The following is a 17811-nucleotide window of genomic DNA, read 5'->3' on the forward strand; positions in this document are numbered from 1 at the left end:
GGCGTCCGGGGCCGCGTACGACGCCCAGGGCGCCGTAGCCGACCCGGCACCACCCCACTCACCCCGACGTCCCGGGAGCCCCCATGACCGCAGTGACCAAAGACAACCCGCCCCCCGAAACCGCCCCGCCCCCCGGCGCGTTCACCGCCCTCGCCCGGCTGACCGGCAGCCGGGCCCGGCTGCTGCTCGTGCTCACCGTGATCCTGCTGGCCGGGGCCGTCGTCCTCGGCAGCGGTGTGGCCGACCGGCTGCGCAGCGGCGGCAGCGGAGGCGTCGTCGACCCCTCCTCCGAGTCCTCCTACGCGGCGGGCGTCCTGGAACGGGAGTTCCCCGGCGCCCGCCCCAACCTCGTCCTGCTGGCCCGGGCCGGCACCGGGGTCGACGACGCCGACGTGGCGCGTCAGGGCCGGGAACTGGCGGCCCGGCTCGCCGACGAGCCCGGCGTCACCGGCGTCACCTCCTACTGGGACACCGGCTCCGGCGCGCTGCGCTCGAAGGACGGCAGGGAAGCCCTGGTGGTCGCCCGGCTCACCGGGGACGAGCTGGAGGCCGACCGCACCCTGGAGAACCGGATCGTCGGCCACTTCGACGGACGGCGGGGCGATCTCACCGTCCGGATCGGCGGCAGCGTCGCCGTCCAGAACGAGCAGCAGACCTTCATCCGTGAGGACCTCGTGCGCGCCGAGGTCATCGCCCTGCCGATCACGCTCCTCATCCTCATGGTCGTGTTCGGCAGCGCGGTCGCCGCGCTGCTCCCGATCGGCATCGGGGTGATCGCGATCCTCGGCACCAACGCGGTGCTGCGCGTCCTCACCTCCTTCACCGACGTCTCCGTCTTCGCCACCAACCTCACCACCGCCCTCGGCCTGGGCCTCGCCATCGACTACGCGCTGCTGATCGTGCGCCGCTACCGCGAGGAACTCGCCGCAGGCCGGGACACCTCCGGCGCGCTCGCCGTCACCCTCAACACCGCCGGCCGGACCGTGCTGTTCTCGGCCGCGACGGTCGCCGTCTCGCTCGCCGCGATGCTGGTGTTCCCGCTGTACTTCCTGCGGTCCCTCGCCTACGCCGGGATCAGCGTGGTGGTCCTCGCCGCAGTCGCGGCCCTGGTGGTGCTGCCGGCCCTGCTCGCCGTCCTGGGCCGGCGGATCGACTCCCTGGACGTACGCAAACTGGTCCGGCGCCGCTCCCGCGCGGGCGCGGCACCCGCGGCTGCCGGAGCCGCCTGGGCCCGGCTGGCGCGCGGCGTGATGCGGCGCGCGCCCCTGGTGGCCACCGGCACCCTGGCCGTGCTGCTGCTCCTCGGCGCGCCCTTCCTGAACGTCGACTTCGGCACCGCGGACTACCGGCAGCTGCCCTCGTCCGCGGACTCCCGGGTGGTGCAGGAGCACATCAGGGACCGTTTCCAGGGCAGCCCCACCGGGGCGGTCGAGGTCGTCACCCGGCAGGCGCCCGCCGCCGGACTGGGCGCGTACGCCGAGCGGCTGTCCCGGATCGACGGGGTCCTGCGGGTGGACGCGCCGACGGGCACCTACACCGACGGCCGGGCCACCGGGCCGGCACAGCCGGGCCGGACCTCCGGCGAGATCGCGTACCTCACCGTGGTGCCCGGCGTGGAGGCCGTCTCCGACGAGGGCAAGGACCTGGTGCGGGACGTCAGGGCGGTGGACACCGACTTCCCCGCCTCCGCCTCCGGGACCACCGCGGCCCTGATCGACAGTCAGGCGGCCATCGGACGCGGGCTGCCGTGGGCGGTCGGCATCATCGTGCTCGCCACGCTGGTCCTGGTGTTCCTGCTCACCGGCAGTGTGCTCGTGCCGCTCCAGGCCGTGCTGCTGAACGCGCTCAGCCTCACCGCGATGCTGGGTGCCGTCGTGTGGGTCTTCCAGGACGGGCACCTGTCGGGGCTGCTCGGCTTCACCCCGACCGGGAGCATCGAGACGGCCCTGCCGGTGCTGATGTTCTGCCTCGCGTTCGGTCTCTCCATGGACTACGGGGTCTTCCTGCTCTCCCGTATCAAGGAGGAGCACGAGCGCACGCACGACCACCGGGCCGCGGTGGTCGAGGGGATCCGCTCCACCGGCGGTGTCATCACCGCCGCCGCGCTGGTCCTGTCGGTGGTCATGGTGGCCATCGGCACGTCCCGGATCACCAACACGAAGATGCTCGGCCTGGGGGTCGCCCTGGCGATCCTGATGGACGCCATGGTGATCCGTACGCTCCTCGTCCCCGCCGTGCTGTCGCTCACCGGCCGGGCGACCTGGTGGGCACCCGGCCCGCTGCGCCGGCTGCACGCGCGGTTCGGCATCAGTGAGGGCGGCCCGGCACCCACCGCAGCGGCACCGGCAGCGGCAGCGGCATTGGCACCGGACGGTTCGGCCGACCGGGACGCGTCGGCGTCGGCGCCGCCTTCGGCGCCGACGGAGAAGGAACGGGCCGGCACGGTCGGCGCGGCGGCCGGAAAGCCGTCCGGCTGACGGACGCCGGATCAGCGAACCCAGGGTGCGGGAGGACCTCCACAGGTCCTCCCGCACCTCTTTGCCCGGGCACAAGCGACCGCCGTTAGCGTCCGGGCAACGCGTCGGGCGGACGCCGCGGCGGCCACGGGCACCAGCCCGGCCACCACGCCGCCCGGCCGACGAAATCCGGTGACCCGGTTGCCCGGTTGCCCGGGTCGGCCGGGGCGTTCGGGGCGTTCGGTTCCATTTGTCCGATCGTCCGTTTGTCCGGTCGTCCGGATCCGGTTGTCCGGTTGTCCGGTGGTCTCGGGTCGTTCGGCCCGGCCCTGTGGGTCGGTCGTTCGTCCCGGTCGTCCCGGTCGTCCCGGTCGTCCCGGTCGTCCGGTTACGGTGTCCGGTCGTCCGGGTGGTCCGGCTCCGGTTCGCCGGCCCCGGCCGTCCGAGGCCGGCCGGTCGTCGCCGGGGCCGTCCGGAGGGCCGGACGCCCCGACGGCGGGCCGGCCCCGCCCGGTCCGTCCGGATCACCCACACCGGCACACGCCGCCCGCATCCGGGCCGACGGCATCCAAGGCATCCACGACACCCACGACACCCACGAGATCCGCGAGATCCGCGACACCCACGAGACCCGTGAGATCCACCGGAGCGACCTACGCGACCGGATCCAACAGCCGGATCCACCAGCCAACAGATCCACCAGAGCCAACAGATCGACCAGAGCAAGGGGGACCAGTCCGATGACATCCACACAACCGACCGGGCCACAGGCGCGGTCCGTACGCCGCGTCGCGGCGGGCGAGGGGAGCGCCATGGCAGTCGACACGATCGTCGTCGACTACGGAGGAGTGCTGACCAACCCGCTCGTGGAGACCTTCGCCGCCTTCGCCGAGCTGGCCGGCATCGAGCCGGCCGACCTCGCCCAGGCGTTCCTGGCGGCGACCGAACTCCACGGCGAGACCCCGATGGCGGCCCTGGAGACCGGCGCGATCACCGAGCGGCAGATGGTGGACCGGATCCTCGCGCACCTGCCCGAGGGGGCGGGCCGGATCCTGACGGACGGACGCGGCTTCGGTGAGCTGTGGTTCCGGGGCCGGCGCCCCAACGAGCCGTTCCTGTCCTTCCTGCGCGCCCTGCGCCGCGACGGCTACCGGCTCGCGCTGCTCACCAACAACGTCCGCGAGTGGGAACCGCTGTGGCGCGCCCAGGTCCCCGTCGACGAACTCTTCGACGTGGTCGTGGACTCGCACCGGGAGGGCGTGCGCAAGCCGGACCCGGAGATCTACCGGATCCTGCTCGACCGGCTCGGCACCCCGGCGCGGCGGTGCCTGTTCGTCGACGACACGGACGAGAACTGCCGGGCCGCGGCCGAACTCGGCATGCGGGCGGTGCTGTTCGCCGACACCGACAGCGCCGTCCGGGAGATCTCGGGCCTGCTGCACCGCCCGGTGGCCGTGGCCGCAGGCGTCGCGGGAGGTGTCCGGTGACGGCCGCGGAGGTGCTGGTCGTCGGCGCCGGGCCCACCGGACTCAGCGCCGCCTGCGCGCTGTGGGACCTCGGGGTGCCCTGCCGGGTCGTCGACCGCCGTCCCGGTCCCGGCATCGCCCCCAAGGGCCTGGTGCTGTGGAGCGGCGCGCTCGAATGCCTGGAGCGTCTGGGCGTCGCCGAGAAGCTCACGGGGACGGCCCTGCCGCTGGCCGGGGCGTCGTACTGGTCGAACGGCCGGCGCATCGCCGGTGCCCGGTTCGGCAATCTGACGGGCACCGCGTTCCCCGGTCCCCTCTGTGTGCCGCAGCCGGTCACCGAACGGGCGCTGCTGGAGCGGCTGACGGAGCTGGGCGGCACGGTCGAGTGGGACACCGAGGTCACGGAGGTGACCGTGAACAGGGGTGGCCCCGGGGAGTCGGTGACGGTCGCGCTGAGCGCGGCCGGGGGCGAGGAGTCGGTGACGGTGCCCTGGCTCGTCGCCGCCGACGGCGCCCGCAGCCTGGTGCGCGACAGCGTCGGCATCCCCTTCGAGGGGCACACCTTCGACCGTACGTTCCTGATCGGGGACGGCCGGCTGGAGGGCGCGTCCGCCGAGGCCGAGGTCCAGCACCACATCACGCCCGACGGGGTGCTGGTGATCGTCCCCCAGCCCGAGGGCCACCGGGTCTTCTTCGACACGGAGCCGGACGAGCGGACCGAACCGCCCACCGAGGAGCAGCTGCAGCGGCTCCTCGACGAGCGGGGGCCGGGCGGGCTGCGTCTGCACGGCACCTGGTGGACCAGCCGCTTCCGGGTGCACGCCAGGGTCGCCCCGAGGTTCCGCGAGGGGCCGGTGCTGCTGGCGGGCGACGCGGTGCACGCCCACACCACCGCCGGCGGACAGGGCCTCAACACCGGCGTCCAGGACGGCTACGACGTGGGCTGGAAACTGGCGAGCGTGGTGCGCGGCGCCGATCCGGCCCTGCTCGACAGCTATGAGGCCGAGCGCCGCCCCGCTTCGGTGCGGGCGGTCGCCAACGGGGAGAAGCAGACCCGGATGTGGCTGCTGCGCAGGCCGGCGGCCCGGCTCCTGCGGGACACGGTGATGCGGGTGCTGTCCGCCGGCGGTCTGCTGGAGCGCAAGGCGATCCCCCTGCTCGCCCAGCTCGACCTGGACCACTCCGGGAGCCCGGCGGTGACCGCGTCCGGCGGTGACGCGGGTGTGCCGCGGGTGCTGAGGCCCGGACGGCGTGCACCCGACGTGGCGCTGACCCCGGTGCACGGCCCGGCGGCGGCGACGCCGCACGCCCGCCCGGCGGCCGGGAGGCACACGCTCCTGGTCTACGGGGACGGGGACACCGGCGAGTCGGCCGCGCGGGCCGCGCGGGCGGTACGGGCCCGGGACGCGGGCGACATGGTCCACGTGCTGTGGATCCAGCCCCGGGACACCGCCGACGGGCCGGTTCCCGAGGGCGGCGCGGGGTTCGCCGTCGCCCGGGAGCAGGGCCGCACGCTCGGCGGGTCCGGCGCCCGCTGGGTGGCGTACGTACGGCCGGACGGTGTCGTCGCGGCCTGTTCCGGGCCGGCCGGCCTCGACGGGCTGATCGCCCGGCTGCCGTCCCGTCCGGCCCTCACGGCGCCGGTCCCCGCCGAACTGCCCTGACCGGGCCCGGCCAACCCATCGCGACACCGAGACTTTGCTGGAAGGACCGACCATGAGCATCTCCACGTCCGCCCTCGCGCCCGAGACGGCCCCGGTGAGCCCACCGGCGCCCGAGGCGGAACTGAGCTACGACGCCACCGTTCCCCGCACCCTGGTCCACCGGGCCTCGATAGCCGAGGTCTTCGTCACCGACTCGGCGCAGACCGGTGAGGACACGTACGCCGTCGCCGCCCAGCTGCCGCGCGGCCATCTGATCGGGGAGCACTCCCCGGCGTACGACTTCACCCTGCTGGTGGAAGTGGTGCGGCAGGCCGGGGTCCTGGTCGCCCACCGCCACATGGGGGTGGACCTGGGTGCGGCGTTCATCTTCCGGGACCTCCGGCTGCGCGTCACCGCGTTCGAGCCGCTGCGCATCGGCCGGCGGCCCGCCGATCTGCGGGTCGACGTGAGCGTGTCGACCCGGCGCAACAGGGCGGGCCGGATCCAGGGGTTCAGCTTCACCGGGGACGTCGCCGTCGACGGGCGGCCCGCGATGCGCGGAGAGGGCGGGCTGCTGATCCTGTCCAAGACCGCGTACCAGGCCATGCGGAGCAGGCGGCAGCTGCCGGACCACCCCGGTTTCCTGCTCCCGCGCTTCACGGCGGCCGAACCGTGCTCCGTGGGGCGGCGCGACGCCCGGAACGTGTTCGTCACCGAACCCGTGACGGACGGCCAACCGGGCAGTTTCTCCTGCCAGTTGGTGGTGGACACCAGCCACCCGCACGTGTTCGACCACCCGCTGGACCATGTGCCGGGCCATCTGCAGATGGAGGCGGCGCGGCAGTTGGCGGTGGCCTCGGTGGCCCGGCTGCACGGCCTGGACCCGTGCACCCTCTCGCTCGCCTCCATCGAGACCGATTTCACCGACTACGCCGAGCTGGACCGGATCACCAGCCTGCGGGCGACGGTCGGCGGATTCCGGTCGGACGAGGCCCTGGGCACCTTCACGGTCCCGGTCGCGGTGGAGGCCGTACAGGACGACACGGTCACCACGGCCATGCGACTCGAAGTCGCGCAATACGCGCAAAATTAAGTGAACTTTAAAGGGAATCGCTCTCTGATCTTTTACGCCCACTCTCTGTCAAGTAGTGTCCTCGTCGAACGGGCCGTCCTGATCGTCGCGGCCCGACGGGGGGAGCACAGTGATCAGGATCCTGCTCGCCGAGGACATGCACATGGTCCGGGGGGCGTTGGTCGCCCTGTTGACCCTGGAGGATGACCTGACGGTGGTCGCCGAGGTCGAGCGGGGGGACCGCATCCTCCCCACGGCCCTGGAGTGCGTGCCCGATGTCGCCGTCATCGATGTCGACCTGCCGGGCCTCGACGGACTGAGCGCGGCGGCTCAGCTGGCCCAACAGCTGCCCTCCTGCCGCACGTTGATCCTGACCAGCCTCGGCCGCCCGGGCACGCTCCGCAAGGCGCTCGCGGCCCAGGTGGGCGGTTTCCTCCTCAAGGACGCTCCCCCGGACCGGCTGGCCGGCGCGGTGCGGGACGTCGCGGCGGGGAAGCGGGTGATCGACCCCCAGCTGGCCCTCGCGGCCTTCGACAACGGGGAGAACCCGCTGACGCCCCGTGAGACCGAGGTGCTGCGGATGGCCGCCGACGGGGCGGAGGCGGCGGACATCGCCAGCCGGCTGTTCCTCTCGGTGGGAACCGTGCGCAACTACCTGACGACCGTGGTCACCAAGCTCAACGCGCGTAACCGCGTCGACGCGATCCGGGTGGCCAGGGAGAGCGGCTGGCTGTGAGACGAAGAGGGCCGGACGAGTGGTCCGACCACTCGCCCGGCCCTCGCCCGTCCCGCCGCCCGCAGAACCGTTCCCGCTCAGCCGGTCCTGCGGGCGGGCCGGTGCAGCGGGGCGGTGGCCCGCAGGACGAACCACCCCTCCTCGTCCAGCCCGGACGTCAGCCGGCCCCCGATCGACGCCAGCCGGAACTGCAGGTTGCCGAGGCCGCTGCCGTCCGCCCCCGACGAGGGGTCCCGGAAGCCCGTCGCGGTCTTCTGCACCCCGTCGTTGGCGATGGTGAGCACCAGCTTGCCCGAGGACGTCCTGCGGCAGTCGATCCGGCAGTGTTCCGCCTTGCTGTGCCGCAACAGGTTGGTGATGGCCTCCCGCAGCACGGTGGCCATGATGGTGTTCACCTCCCCCTCGGGAGGCTCCGCACTGCACCGCACCTCCGCCTGGATGCCGGCGGCCGCCAGGACCGCCTGCGCGGACACGGCCTCGCTGGTCAGGGACATGTCCCGGTAGCCGCGGGCGACCGTGCGGACGTCCGAGAGGGCCTGCCGGGAGATCTCCAGGATGCTCCTGAGCTCCTCCAGGGCCCGGTCGGGGGCCGCGGGCACCAGACGGCAGGCCAGTTCGCTCTTGAGGGTCACGGCGGACAGGCTGAAGCCGAGCAGGTCGTGCAGGTCCCTGGCGAAACGGAGCCGCTCCTGGGTCACGGCCAGCCGGGCGAGTTCGGTCTGGGCCGCGTGCACCTCGACCACCAGCTGGGCGAGCCGGTTGAGGCCGTACACGATCAGTCCCGTGAGCACGGTGGCGACGGTGATGTACGCCGAGTCGACGAGGTCCTTGCCCAGCAGCGGCCCCGTCGCGGCGGCCGCCACGGCGACCAGCCCGAAGAGCGGCCAGGCCACCTGCGGCCGGAGCACGAGCAGCACCGAGGCGCCCAGGAAGCCCGCCATGCCGCCCCAGCCGAACCCCAGGACGAAGAGGGGCAGATAGGTCATCAGGGCCTGCGCCGTGAGCGTCCACCGGTGCCAGCGGGCCCTGAAGCGGCGGAACCGCTGTGCGGTGTGCACGAGTTGGAGCAGGAAGACCAGGCTGAAGCCCAGGGCCGAGAAGACCAGGGTGAGCGGCCCCGGCTCCGCGTCCGCGATGTTCAGAAAGCCGGTCAGGACGAACCCGCACTCGACGATCAGTACGACACTCCGGGCGAGCCGGGGCGGCGGGGCACTCAGCCCCAGGAACCGCACCGCCGCCGAGAGAGGGGGGTTGCCGCCTACGCCGCCGTCGGCGGTGTCCTCTAAGGAAATGCCGGCGTCTGTCTCCGCGTCCGGCGCGGCTGCCTCCATGAAAACCCCTCACACTGAACGGGATCAAGGAGCGATCAGTCTATGCGGGTTCTTTGAACTTTAAGTAATAAATGTAGGACTCATGGATCAACTGTGCGCTTTGCATGGATGGTTGGTGACGGCCTTCGGGGCCACACCGAGGGCGAAACCGCCGACGCTCGGCTCGGTCAGCCAGTCGGTGCCCGTGGAGCGGGCGGCCAGCTCGATGTCGCCGCTGCCGAGGGCGCAGGAGGCCAGGCCCATCGCGGTCCCGATCAGATACAGGTTCTGGATCACCGCGCCGACGTGCTTCAGCGTCAGCGAGTAGGGGAGGCCGCTGTACTTCCACGACAGCCGGTGGATGCGTGAGGTGATGGTGATGACCACGGCGGGCGGTGTGTCCAGCCCGGCGGAGATCTGCGCCTCCGCCAGCAGTTCCGCCGTCGCCGCGTCCGGGCCCTCGTCGCCGACGCGCACCAGACAGTGCTCCAGCGGCGCGTAGTAGTGGGTGCCCGGAGGGATCCCGGCGCAGTCCCGGACGGTGAGGTAGAACTCGAGCTCGTAGGCCCGGCCGCCGCTGGGGTACGGGCGGTCGGTGTACTCCTCCTCGTGCCGGCCCTCGCCGTGCTGCTCGGGCAGCCCGCGCACCCGCAGCGCCCGGTACAGGAACTCGCCCAGGACGGCGGCGGTGAGCGGCTCCGAGCCGTACGACCGGATGCTGCGGCGCGCCTCCACCACGGTGGTGAGCGGCGCGTCCGCGGCCGTCACCTCGCTCAGGGAGGGCCGGGGAAGGGGCAGGCGCGGCCCGTCGGGGAGCGGCTTGACGGCCGGGGCGGGGGGCAGGCGCTCGGCGAGCGGATAGGTGGCACCGAAGTCCGCGTCGTGCCTGCCGAGGGTGGAGCGGCTGTGGAACAGCAGGTCGACCGCGCTCCAGGACAGCAGGGCCGGGTCCGTGTCCTCCGCGAACACCGGAACCGAGTCGGCGCCGCGGCCGCCGTCGTCCGCGCCCGTCCGGGACGGCAGGGCCCGGACGGCGGACTCCCGTTCGGCGGGCCGGGGTTCGTCGGATTCGAGTTCGGCGGATCCGGGTTCGGCGGCCAGGACCATGCCGGTACCCAGCAGATGGGCGACGATCTCCGCGACGACCGGAGTGGTGAGGGGGACGGCCGCCACGATCTCGTCGAGGGTGTGCGCGCGACCGAGCATGCCGATCACCCAGGCCGCCTCCGGACCGTGCACCACGACCCGGTACAGCGACACGGGGCTCTCCAGGACGAATCCCTCGCCCTCGCTGCGCAGGAACGCGAAACGGGACAGGCGCACCGCACGGCTCCGGTCGAAGGTGCCCGGCCGGTAGCGCGCCGACTGCACGATCGGGACCACCGACAGCAGCGGCTGTTCGGCGTCCTCCAGCGTCAGCGAACGGACCACCAGGTGCCGCAGCCGGTGCAGCAGCATCAGTATCTCGGCCTGCTCGTCCGCGGCGGTGGCCGTGCGCCCCCCGGGGGAGGAGGGGCGCACGGAGCTTTCGGCCGCCAGCTCGGCGACCACGTTGGCCAGTGAGATCGGTCCGAGACTCATCCGCCGCAGGGCCTCGCGGACCAGCGGGCCCGCCCGGTGCAGCCGGGTCTCCCCCCAGCGCCCTGACAGCACCACGGGACCGGCCGGATCGCCCGCGTCCACCAGGACGTCCTCGCGGAGCGACCACAGGTCGACACAGCGCCGGTCGCTCCGCGTCGTCGCGGCTGTGCTGAACGGCCTTTCGGCGGGCATCGAGGGCTCCTGGAGGACGGGAACGGCGGTGGGGCGCCGTTCCGGACGAACGATGACGATCAGACGAACAAGGGGACGGGGTTGAGGTCCTCGTACGGAGTCGGCGCGGCCAGCCGGCCCAGCCGAACCGGTACGTCGAACAGCCGGCCCGGCGCGAACCGGGCCCAGAAGTGGCGCAGGCCCGGTACGACGACCTTCATGACCGGGATCCCGATGTCGGGCCTGGTCTGGTCGAGCACCAGCAGATCCATGCCGTGCCCGCGCAGCAGCTCCACGACGGCCTCGACGTCGTCCCGCAGGTCCGGACGGCTGCGGAAGCCGAAGTCGGCCGGGCCGCGCGCCGGTTGCGTGGGGTCGGGCAGCACATGGGGCTGGGTGGCGACGGTCGCCCCCCACCACCAGCCGAGCGGTCCGGGGTCCGTGGTGCCGTACCCCGTGCCGTCGGGCCGGGCGCCGGTCACCGCGGGCAGCAGCTGGCTCATCTCCGTCAGGGCGCGGCGCAGCGCGAGGGCCGGATCGAAGTGCGCGCCGAACCCGAACATGATGTCCTCGGCGGGTTTGTCGGTGCGCCGCGAGAGGGCCGCGAACACCGGGATGCCGAGGTCGGCGGTCAGGTCCAGCACCCACACCTCACGGTTCAGGTGCCGGTAGGCGTCGAGCAGTTCCTCGGTCCAGCCGTCGCCGAAACCGCCCGTCCCGTCCAGCCGTACGCCGGGCTGACGGGTGCGGTTGTACCACCACAGGGCCACGGCGTCCCGCTCGACGAGTTCCAGGAAACCGTGCAGGATCGCGTCCTCCGGGCTGCTGCCGGCGGCGTTGCCGTTGGAGTCGGCGCGCAGCGAGCGCCGGCCGGCCACCGGCGGGGGCGACCCGTCGAGGGAACCCGGGAAGTACAGCATGCCGGTCGGCAGCAGCCGCTGCCGTTGCTCGGTGAGCGACCACACCGGCGTCCAGTCGACCGGCGCCCGGTCGTCGAAGGGTTCGGGGACGTACTGGAACGCGCCGTGCAGGGCGTTCCACCGCTCCCGGTCGCGGAACTGCCGGGCGGCGAACAGCTGGCAGGCGTCCGGGGAGACGGCCGCGTCCCCCAGACCGCGCAGACTGTCCCTGGTCCGCGGCTCGTCCCCCTGGAGGGTGCCGCTGTACCGCTCCAGGGCCTCGCACATGGCGCTCACCTCGGCGTCCAGCGCCGTGGCGCCCTTGCCGCCGCTGAGCTGCCGCAGACCGGCCCGCAGCCGGGCCAGGTCGGAGCCGCCCAGCGCGGCGTTGCGGCCCGCCAGGTAGCAGTGCGTACCCGCCGGCGCCCGGGGGTCCCGGCGGATCTCCTCGATCACCCCGGTCACCGGGCTGACCAGATGCCGGTACCGGTCACGGACTTCCTCGGGGGAGCACGCCCGGTGTCCCCCCGAGGCGTGCGGCGCCTTCGGCCGGGAGGCGATCGTCACCGGCTGCAGGACCTGCCGCGTGACGAGGCCGGGGTCGCCGCAGTCCGGACACTGCGGGCGGCGCCGCAGCTCGTGATGGCGGGTCGTCAGGGCGAGGGTGTCCAGCGTCAGGACCGCCGACTGGCCCGGATAGCGGTAGCCGGCCAGCCACTTCGCCGTCTCCAGCGCGGTGAGCTGCGCGGCCGCCGCGGCCGTCGGCGGCACCTGGGCGGCGGGCCGCGGCACCGGCCCGGTCAGGCCGAGCGCACGGCGCACCGGGGCCTCGCACAGCCGGTGGCCGCGCAGCCGGTGCGCCAGGCACGACCAGCAGGGCCCGGCACCCGGCTGGAACACCGGCCCGACCCACGCCGTCGAGGCGCCGGGCCTGGCCAGCAGCCAGGGCCGGCCCGTGATCCGGTGCAGCGCGTCGATCTCCCGCAGTTCGGGGTTGAGGTAGTCGTCGCAGACGACCAGGGACAGCCCGGTCACGTCCTCCCCGGGCGCGCGGTGCGCCCCGTGGGCGTGTCCGTGGTGAAAGCCGTCCGTGGACACCGCGAGTCCCGCGGCCCGGCACGCCTCGGCCACTCCCTCGGCGCTCGCGCCGCCCACCGTCAGGATCTCCAGCGGTGCGGCGGCCACCTGCCGCAGGGCCGCCGTGCCGTCCAGCCCGGCCAGCTCCCAGTATGCGCGGGCGGGCCTCGTCGGGTCGTCGCAGCCGCCGCCGACCGGGGCCGGTGTCGCGTACCCCACGAGGCCGGCCTGGGCGAGCCTCCCGATCAGCAGCCCCACCCGCTCGGGCGGGATCGCGGGGGCCGCGTCCCGCAGCACGGACGGCAGGTCCCGGGTGCCGTCCAGCAGCGGCACCAGGGCCTCGATGTGATCGCCCTGCAGAGCGGTCACCCCCCGGTCGGACAGCAGATAGGCCGCGTCGTCGGCGACGACCTCCGCTCTGAGATGGCTGCGGAATCCCACGAGCCGGCGGTCGTGCGCTCTCGGCACCCGCGCGGGACGCTCGCCGAAGACGGCGGTCACCGCGCGACCGCCCGGTTGCCGTCCGGCGCGTCCGTGTACCGGTGCTCCGGGGCGGGCGAGAGGCAGAAGCAGAGGAACGCGTGGGCGGTCCCCGGCCGTGACAGCTCCTCGATGGTCAGCTCGCACACCGGGTTCTCCGGCAGCGACGGCGGCTGCTGGCCCTGGGCCAGCGTGACGCCGAACTCGTCGAGCACCGAACGGGCGTCCACCTGGTAGCGGCGCGAAAGCTCCGGCTCCAGCCACGCCTGTGCGACCAGCTCCATGAACCGCAGTTCCTGGCCGGGGGTCGAGTCGAGGCCCACGGCCTGGTCCATGTCGCACGCACCGTCGAGAGTGGAAATAACGCCTTCGTGCACGTTGCCCTCCGTTGAACCTGTGTGTGATGGATCGGACGTCGCCGTGGTCGGACCGGCAGACAGGATTCTTCGGGGACCGGGGTCGTCACCGACAGTGTTCCGCTCATGCCTCCCGTGTGAATTCGTCATGGGTCGCCTCCTCGGTAATTCATGCGCGGGCGATGAAGCGATCACTGGGGCGGCGCGGCGCTCCGTGCCACTGTGGAGAGCTCCGAAACGCAAGCCGGCGGTTTTGGCTGAAGGGAGTCCACACATGGAGATCCGGGTCCTGGGGTCGCTCGTCGCCCAGCTCGACCACACGTCCGTGGTGCCCAGCGCGGCCAAGCCCCGTCAGGTGCTCGCCCTGCTGGCCCTGCACGCCGGTCAGGTCGTGACCGTGTCCACCCTGCTCGACGAACTGTGGGGGGACGCCCCGCCGCGCACCGCGCCCGCCACCCTCCAGACCTACATACGGCAACTGCGCCGCAGGCTGGGCACGGTGCTGGGCCCGACCGCGGTACGCGGGCCGAAGGACATCCTGTGCACGCGCTACGGCGGCTACGCGCTGGACGTGGCCGGGCCCGACGACGCCACGCAGTTCCAGCGGCTGTCCGTGGCCGGGCAGACGGCGCTGCGCGAGGGCGCCGCCCGCGAGGCGTCCGCGCTGCTGCACCAGGCGCTGGCGCTGTGGCGCGGGCCCGCCCTGGCCGACGTGCAGATCGGCCGGGCGCTGGAGGTCGAGACCGTACGGCTGGAGGAGACCAGACTGGGCGCACTGGACGCCAGGATCGAGGCCGACATGCGGCTCGGCCGGCACGCCGCGCTGCTCGGGGAGCTGACCGCGCTGGCCGCCCAGCATCCGCTGCACGAGACCGTGCACGCGCAGCTGATGCTCGCGCTGTACCGCTCGGGCCGGCCCTCCCACGCCCTCGGCATCTACCAGCGGCTGCGCCAGTGTCTGATCCGGGAGCTCGCGCTGGAGCCGTCGACCCGGCTGCAGCGGCTGCACCAGGCGATCCTGCGGGCCGACCCCGCCCTGGAGTCACCGGATCCGGCCGTGCCCGGCGGCGCCGGACCGCGGGCCGTGCCGCTCACGCCCGCCTCGGTCTGATCCCGGCCTCCCCGGCACCGACCAGGGACGTTCCTCTCTTCGCCCGGTGCGTTTGGCGGCCCTTAAGCGCCGCTCCCGACGCTGGGGGCACGGCGGGTACTGGCCACCTGGTGGCCACCGCGCAACGAGAGGAGTTCCGGTCACGATGACGCGATACCTGAGACGCGGTGGTCCACGCCACGACGGTCGCCTGCGCATGTTCTGTTTCCCCTACGCGGGCGGGGGCGCCTCCGCCTACGCCGGGTGGCAGCGCTGGCTGGGGACCGGCATCGAGGTACTGCCGGTGCAGCTGCCGGGCCGTGAGGGCCGGATGACGGAGCCCCGCTTCACCGATCTCCCCGCGCTCGTGGCGGACCTGGACCGGGAGCTGGGCGAGGAACTCGACCACCCGCACGTGCTGTTCGGGCACAGCATGGGCGCGCTCATCGCCTTCGCCCTGGCCCAGCACCGCCGGGCCCGCGGCGAACGGCTCCCCCTCGCGCTCCTCCTCGGGGCCCACCGCGCCCCCCACCTGCCGGCCCCGCCCCTCACCCACGGCTATGTGGCGGACGACGCGGAACTCATGCGCGGGCTGGCCGCGCTGGGAGGTCTGCCCCGGGTGCTGCTGGACCGGCCCGAGTGGCTGGCGGCGCTGCTGCCGGTCGTCCGGGGCGATCTGATGCTCTGTGAGGGCGCCGGGAGCGTGGACCGCACCCCGCTGCCGGTTCCGCTGCACACCTTCGCCGGGACCGAGGACCGCCTGGTGACGGTCCCCGAGGTACGGGAGTGGTCCCTGTACTCCACCGAGGACAGCGAGACCGTCGTGGTGCCGGGCGGCCACTTCTACATCAGGGAGCAGGAGAGCGCCTTCCTCGACCGGCTCTCCGAGGTGCTGAGCCGCTACACCGACTTCGCCGACCTGCTCGGCATGGACCTGGTGGGAGCCTCGACCGACTGACCACCCGCTTCCGGGACGGGGGCTCCGGCCGCCGCTCCGCGATCGGGCCGGGGCCGGTGACCTGCCGGGAGACGGCCGTTGCGCCGACACGAGCCTCGTGTCGGCGCAACGGCGTGCCCGGGTGCGTGAGGCATGCGGCCGGCGCTCTCCGCGGGTGCCTCGACGCTCCCGCCGGCCCCCGGCCGGTCCGTCTCCGGTGCCCGTCCCGGCGCGCGTTCTCCTCCGGCGGCCGGACGGACGCGGCGGGCCGCGCACGTCCAGGAGGTCTTCGACATCAGCGTCCTGCGGCTCCCGTGAACACCGCCCTCGCCGGTGGCGCGCCGGACGCGGCACCCCGGTCGGCGCTCCCGGACGCGTCGCCGTCACGCGGCCGTCGCCTCGTGGCCGCCGTCTCGTGGACGCCGCAGTGCCGCGGCACCGCGGGTGTCGCGCCGGGCCCGTCGCGGTCCCTGACCGTCTCCGGCCTGCTGCATCCGTTCGTGCCGGTGCCGAGGGACGCGATGCGCGCGTACCTCTCCCGTGGCGGCCGAGCGAGGACCACCCCGCCCTCCTGCCGCCGGCCCGCCGGATCCAGGACGTCCTGCCGCGGACCCGGCGCCCTGTGCGAACCGGACCGGACGGTGGCCGGCCCTGCCTCCTGAAAGCGCAGGGCCCGGCTCGCGCCGTCCGTGAGCGGGTTCCTCGGCTCTCCGGTTTCCCCCGCCGCCTCGCCCCTCGCCGCCTCGCCCCTCGCCGCCCGCCGCCCGCCGCTCGTCGCCGAGGCCGCTCAGCGGGCGGGCGCCTGCCCGGCCGGAACCTCCGGTGCGGGGGCGGCCGAGACCTCGGTCTTCCCGGGGTGCGCGCTCGCCGGGACGGACGCGCCGCGCGCCCCCGTGCGGCCCGGCATCAGCAGGGCCGCCACCACCGCGCCGCCCGCCACGACCGCCGCCGCCACGGTCAGTCCGACCCCCGCGGCGTGGTCGAAGGCCGTCCGCGCGGTCGTGGCGAGGGCCTGGCCGGCGTCGCCGCCGGTGCGGTCGGCGAGGCTCAGGGCGCTCTCCAGCGTCCGCCTGGTCGCCTCCGGCTGACCGGACCGGGTCATCTCGCTCGTATAACTGTGGGCCAGCACACTGCCGACGACGGCGACGCCCAGCGCGTTGCCGAACTCCTGCATCGTCATGTCCAGCGAACCGGTCGCCCCCGACCGTTCCGGCGGCACCAGGGACATGACCACGTCCGTGGTGGGCCCCATGGCGAGGCCGAAGCCGATCCCCGCCAGGACCAGCCCGGCCAGCACCGGGGGATAGCCCTCGCCGACCCGGCCGAGGACCAGCACCCCCGCCGCCCCGACCGCCAGGCCCACGGCCACGCTCCCGCCGGGCCCGACCCGGCGGACCACCGCGGGGCACACCAGCGTGCCGAGCAGGACGGCGAACGCCACGGGCATCACCGCGAGACCGGCCTGCAGGGCCCCGTAGCCGAGGGCGAACTGCAGCCTCTGGGTGAGGACGAAGAGTGTGCCCGCCAGCCCGAACATCAGCAGCAGGATGCTCACGCTCGCCCCGATGAACGGTGCCCGGCGCAGCAGGGCGAAGTCCACCATGGGGTGCGGGTGCCGGCGCTCCCACAGCACGAAGCAGACACCCGCGACGGCGGCCACCGTGAAGCCGGTGACCGGCCCCGCGGAGGACCAGCCGTGCTTCGACGCCTGGATCGTCCCGAAGACCAGTCCCACCATGACGCCCGTGCCGAGCAGCGCGCCGAGCGGGTCGGGGCGGCGGGGCGAGGGATCGGCGGACTCCGGCAGCAGCAGCGCTCCGGCGACCACCACCACGGCCACCGGCAGCAGGTTCACCAGGAAGATCGACCCCCACCAGAAGTGGCTGACCAGGGCGCCGCCGACCACCGGGCCGGCCGCGACCCCGAGCGCGGAGCAGCCGCTCCAGATCCCGATCGCGCGGGCCCGCTCGGCCGGCGGGAAGACATGGACCAGGACGGCGAGCGTGCCGGGCATGATGCACGCCGCACCCAGTCCCATCAGCACCCGCGCCCCGGTCAGCTGGCCGGTCCCCGCCGCCGTCGCCCCGACCACCGATCCGATGCCGAAGACGACGGTCCCGAACAGGGTCGCGCGCTTGTGGCCGTACCGGTCGGAGAGCGTTCCGGCGGTCAGCAGCGCTCCGGCGAGGGCGAGGGCGTAGCCGTCGACGATGAACTGGATCTGGCCGGTGTCGGCGTCCAGGCTCCGCATCATCTGCGGGATGGCCACGTTGAGCAGGCCGTTGTTGAGCACGATCGCGAAGAGGGCGAGGGAGAGCACACCGAGGATCCACCAGCGGCGGGGATCCGCGGTCTCGGTGCCGGGCTCGGTGCCGGTCATGGGTCGGTCCTCCGTCGGGCGTGGGCACAGGGGTCGCCGTCACCCTCGCCGGACCCGCTGAAGGGCCACTTGCGGCGCGGCCGCACCCTGACGGCCGTACCACCGCGACCCGTCGCCACGGCCCGTCGCCACGACCGGCCGCCCGCCGACCGCCCGA

General features: G+C 73.9%; 12 protein-coding genes. 7 read left to right on the forward strand and 5 right to left on the reverse strand.

All coding sequences use genetic code 11. The features are described from left to right. Window positions 1–83: 83 nt before the first annotated feature. The 5 genes from SCAB_RS30125 to SCAB_RS30145 all read left to right on the forward strand — a co-directional run bounded on the left by SCAB_RS30125 (window position 84) and on the right by SCAB_RS30145 (window position 7373). Entirely contained in the window at window positions 84–2477 is a 2394-nt protein-coding gene (locus tag SCAB_RS30125; RefSeq protein WP_013003883.1) for an MMPL family transporter, read from the forward strand. A 791-nt stretch (window positions 2478–3268) separates the two neighbouring features. Further along, the gene (locus SCAB_RS30130; protein ID WP_037725095.1) at window positions 3269–3943 is read left to right on the forward strand and encodes an HAD family hydrolase; all 675 of its coding nucleotides are present in this window, start codon (window positions 3269–3271) and stop codon (window positions 3941–3943) included. After that, the gene (locus SCAB_RS30135) at window positions 3940–5586 is read left to right on the forward strand and encodes an FAD-dependent monooxygenase (protein ID WP_013003885.1); all 1647 of its coding nucleotides are present in this window, start codon (window positions 3940–3942) and stop codon (window positions 5584–5586) included. The genes SCAB_RS30130 and SCAB_RS30135 overlap by 4 nt, the downstream gene beginning before the upstream one ends. 52 nt (window positions 5587–5638) lie before the next feature. After that, window positions 5639–6658, forward strand: a complete 1020-nt coding sequence (locus SCAB_RS30140; RefSeq protein WP_041669818.1) for a ScbA/BarX family gamma-butyrolactone biosynthesis protein — start codon at window positions 5639–5641, stop codon at window positions 6656–6658. 109 nt (window positions 6659–6767) lie between these two features. After that, window positions 6768–7373 (forward strand): response regulator transcription factor, encoded by a 606-nt coding sequence (locus SCAB_RS30145; RefSeq protein WP_013003887.1) that lies wholly within the window; start codon window positions 6768–6770, stop codon window positions 7371–7373. Between the two features lie 77 nt (window positions 7374–7450). On the opposite strand, the gene SCAB_RS30150 is transcribed toward SCAB_RS30145, so the two are convergent. The 4 genes from SCAB_RS30150 to SCAB_RS30165 all read right to left on the reverse strand — a co-directional run bounded on the left by SCAB_RS30150 (window position 7451) and on the right by SCAB_RS30165 (window position 13226). Beyond that, complete coding sequence (locus SCAB_RS30150) at window positions 7451–8704, reverse strand: sensor histidine kinase (RefSeq protein WP_013003888.1); 1254 nt, start codon at window positions 8702–8704, stop codon at window positions 7451–7453. Between the two features lie 87 nt (window positions 8705–8791). After that, window positions 8792–10456: a SagB/ThcOx family dehydrogenase gene (locus SCAB_RS30155; RefSeq protein ID WP_013003889.1), complete on the reverse strand. Its 1665-nt coding sequence runs from the start codon at window positions 10454–10456 to the stop codon at window positions 8792–8794. A 59-nt stretch (window positions 10457–10515) separates the two neighbouring features. Beyond that, window positions 10516–12912, reverse strand: a complete 2397-nt coding sequence (locus SCAB_RS30160; protein WP_013003890.1) for a TOMM precursor leader peptide-binding protein — start codon at window positions 12910–12912, stop codon at window positions 10516–10518. Then, on the reverse strand, window positions 12909–13226 hold the full coding sequence (locus tag SCAB_RS30165) for a TIGR04351 family putative TOMM peptide (protein ID WP_037725119.1): 318 nt from the start codon (window positions 13224–13226) through the stop codon (window positions 12909–12911). The genes SCAB_RS30160 and SCAB_RS30165 overlap by 4 nt, the downstream gene beginning before the upstream one ends. Before the next feature lie 295 nt (window positions 13227–13521). Between SCAB_RS30165 and SCAB_RS30170 the strand changes: the two genes are divergently transcribed. Further along, window positions 13522–14358: an AfsR/SARP family transcriptional regulator gene (locus SCAB_RS30170; protein ID WP_013003892.1), complete on the forward strand. Its 837-nt coding sequence runs from the start codon at window positions 13522–13524 to the stop codon at window positions 14356–14358. A gap of 145 nt (window positions 14359–14503) precedes the next feature. Beyond that, window positions 14504–15295: a thioesterase II family protein gene (locus SCAB_RS30175; protein WP_231885147.1), complete on the forward strand. Its 792-nt coding sequence runs from the start codon at window positions 14504–14506 to the stop codon at window positions 15293–15295. Between the two features lie 766 nt (window positions 15296–16061). Here SCAB_RS30175 and SCAB_RS30185 read toward each other — a convergent pair. Further along, the gene (locus SCAB_RS30185) at window positions 16062–17654 is read right to left on the reverse strand and encodes an MFS transporter (RefSeq protein ID WP_013003894.1); all 1593 of its coding nucleotides are present in this window, start codon (window positions 17652–17654) and stop codon (window positions 16062–16064) included. Window positions 17655–17811: the final 157 nt, after the last annotated feature.

Origin of the sequence: Streptomyces scabiei 87.22, assembly GCF_000091305.1 — a bacterium.
In the GTDB taxonomy this organism is placed as follows: domain Bacteria; phylum Actinomycetota; class Actinomycetes; order Streptomycetales; family Streptomycetaceae; genus Streptomyces; species Streptomyces scabiei.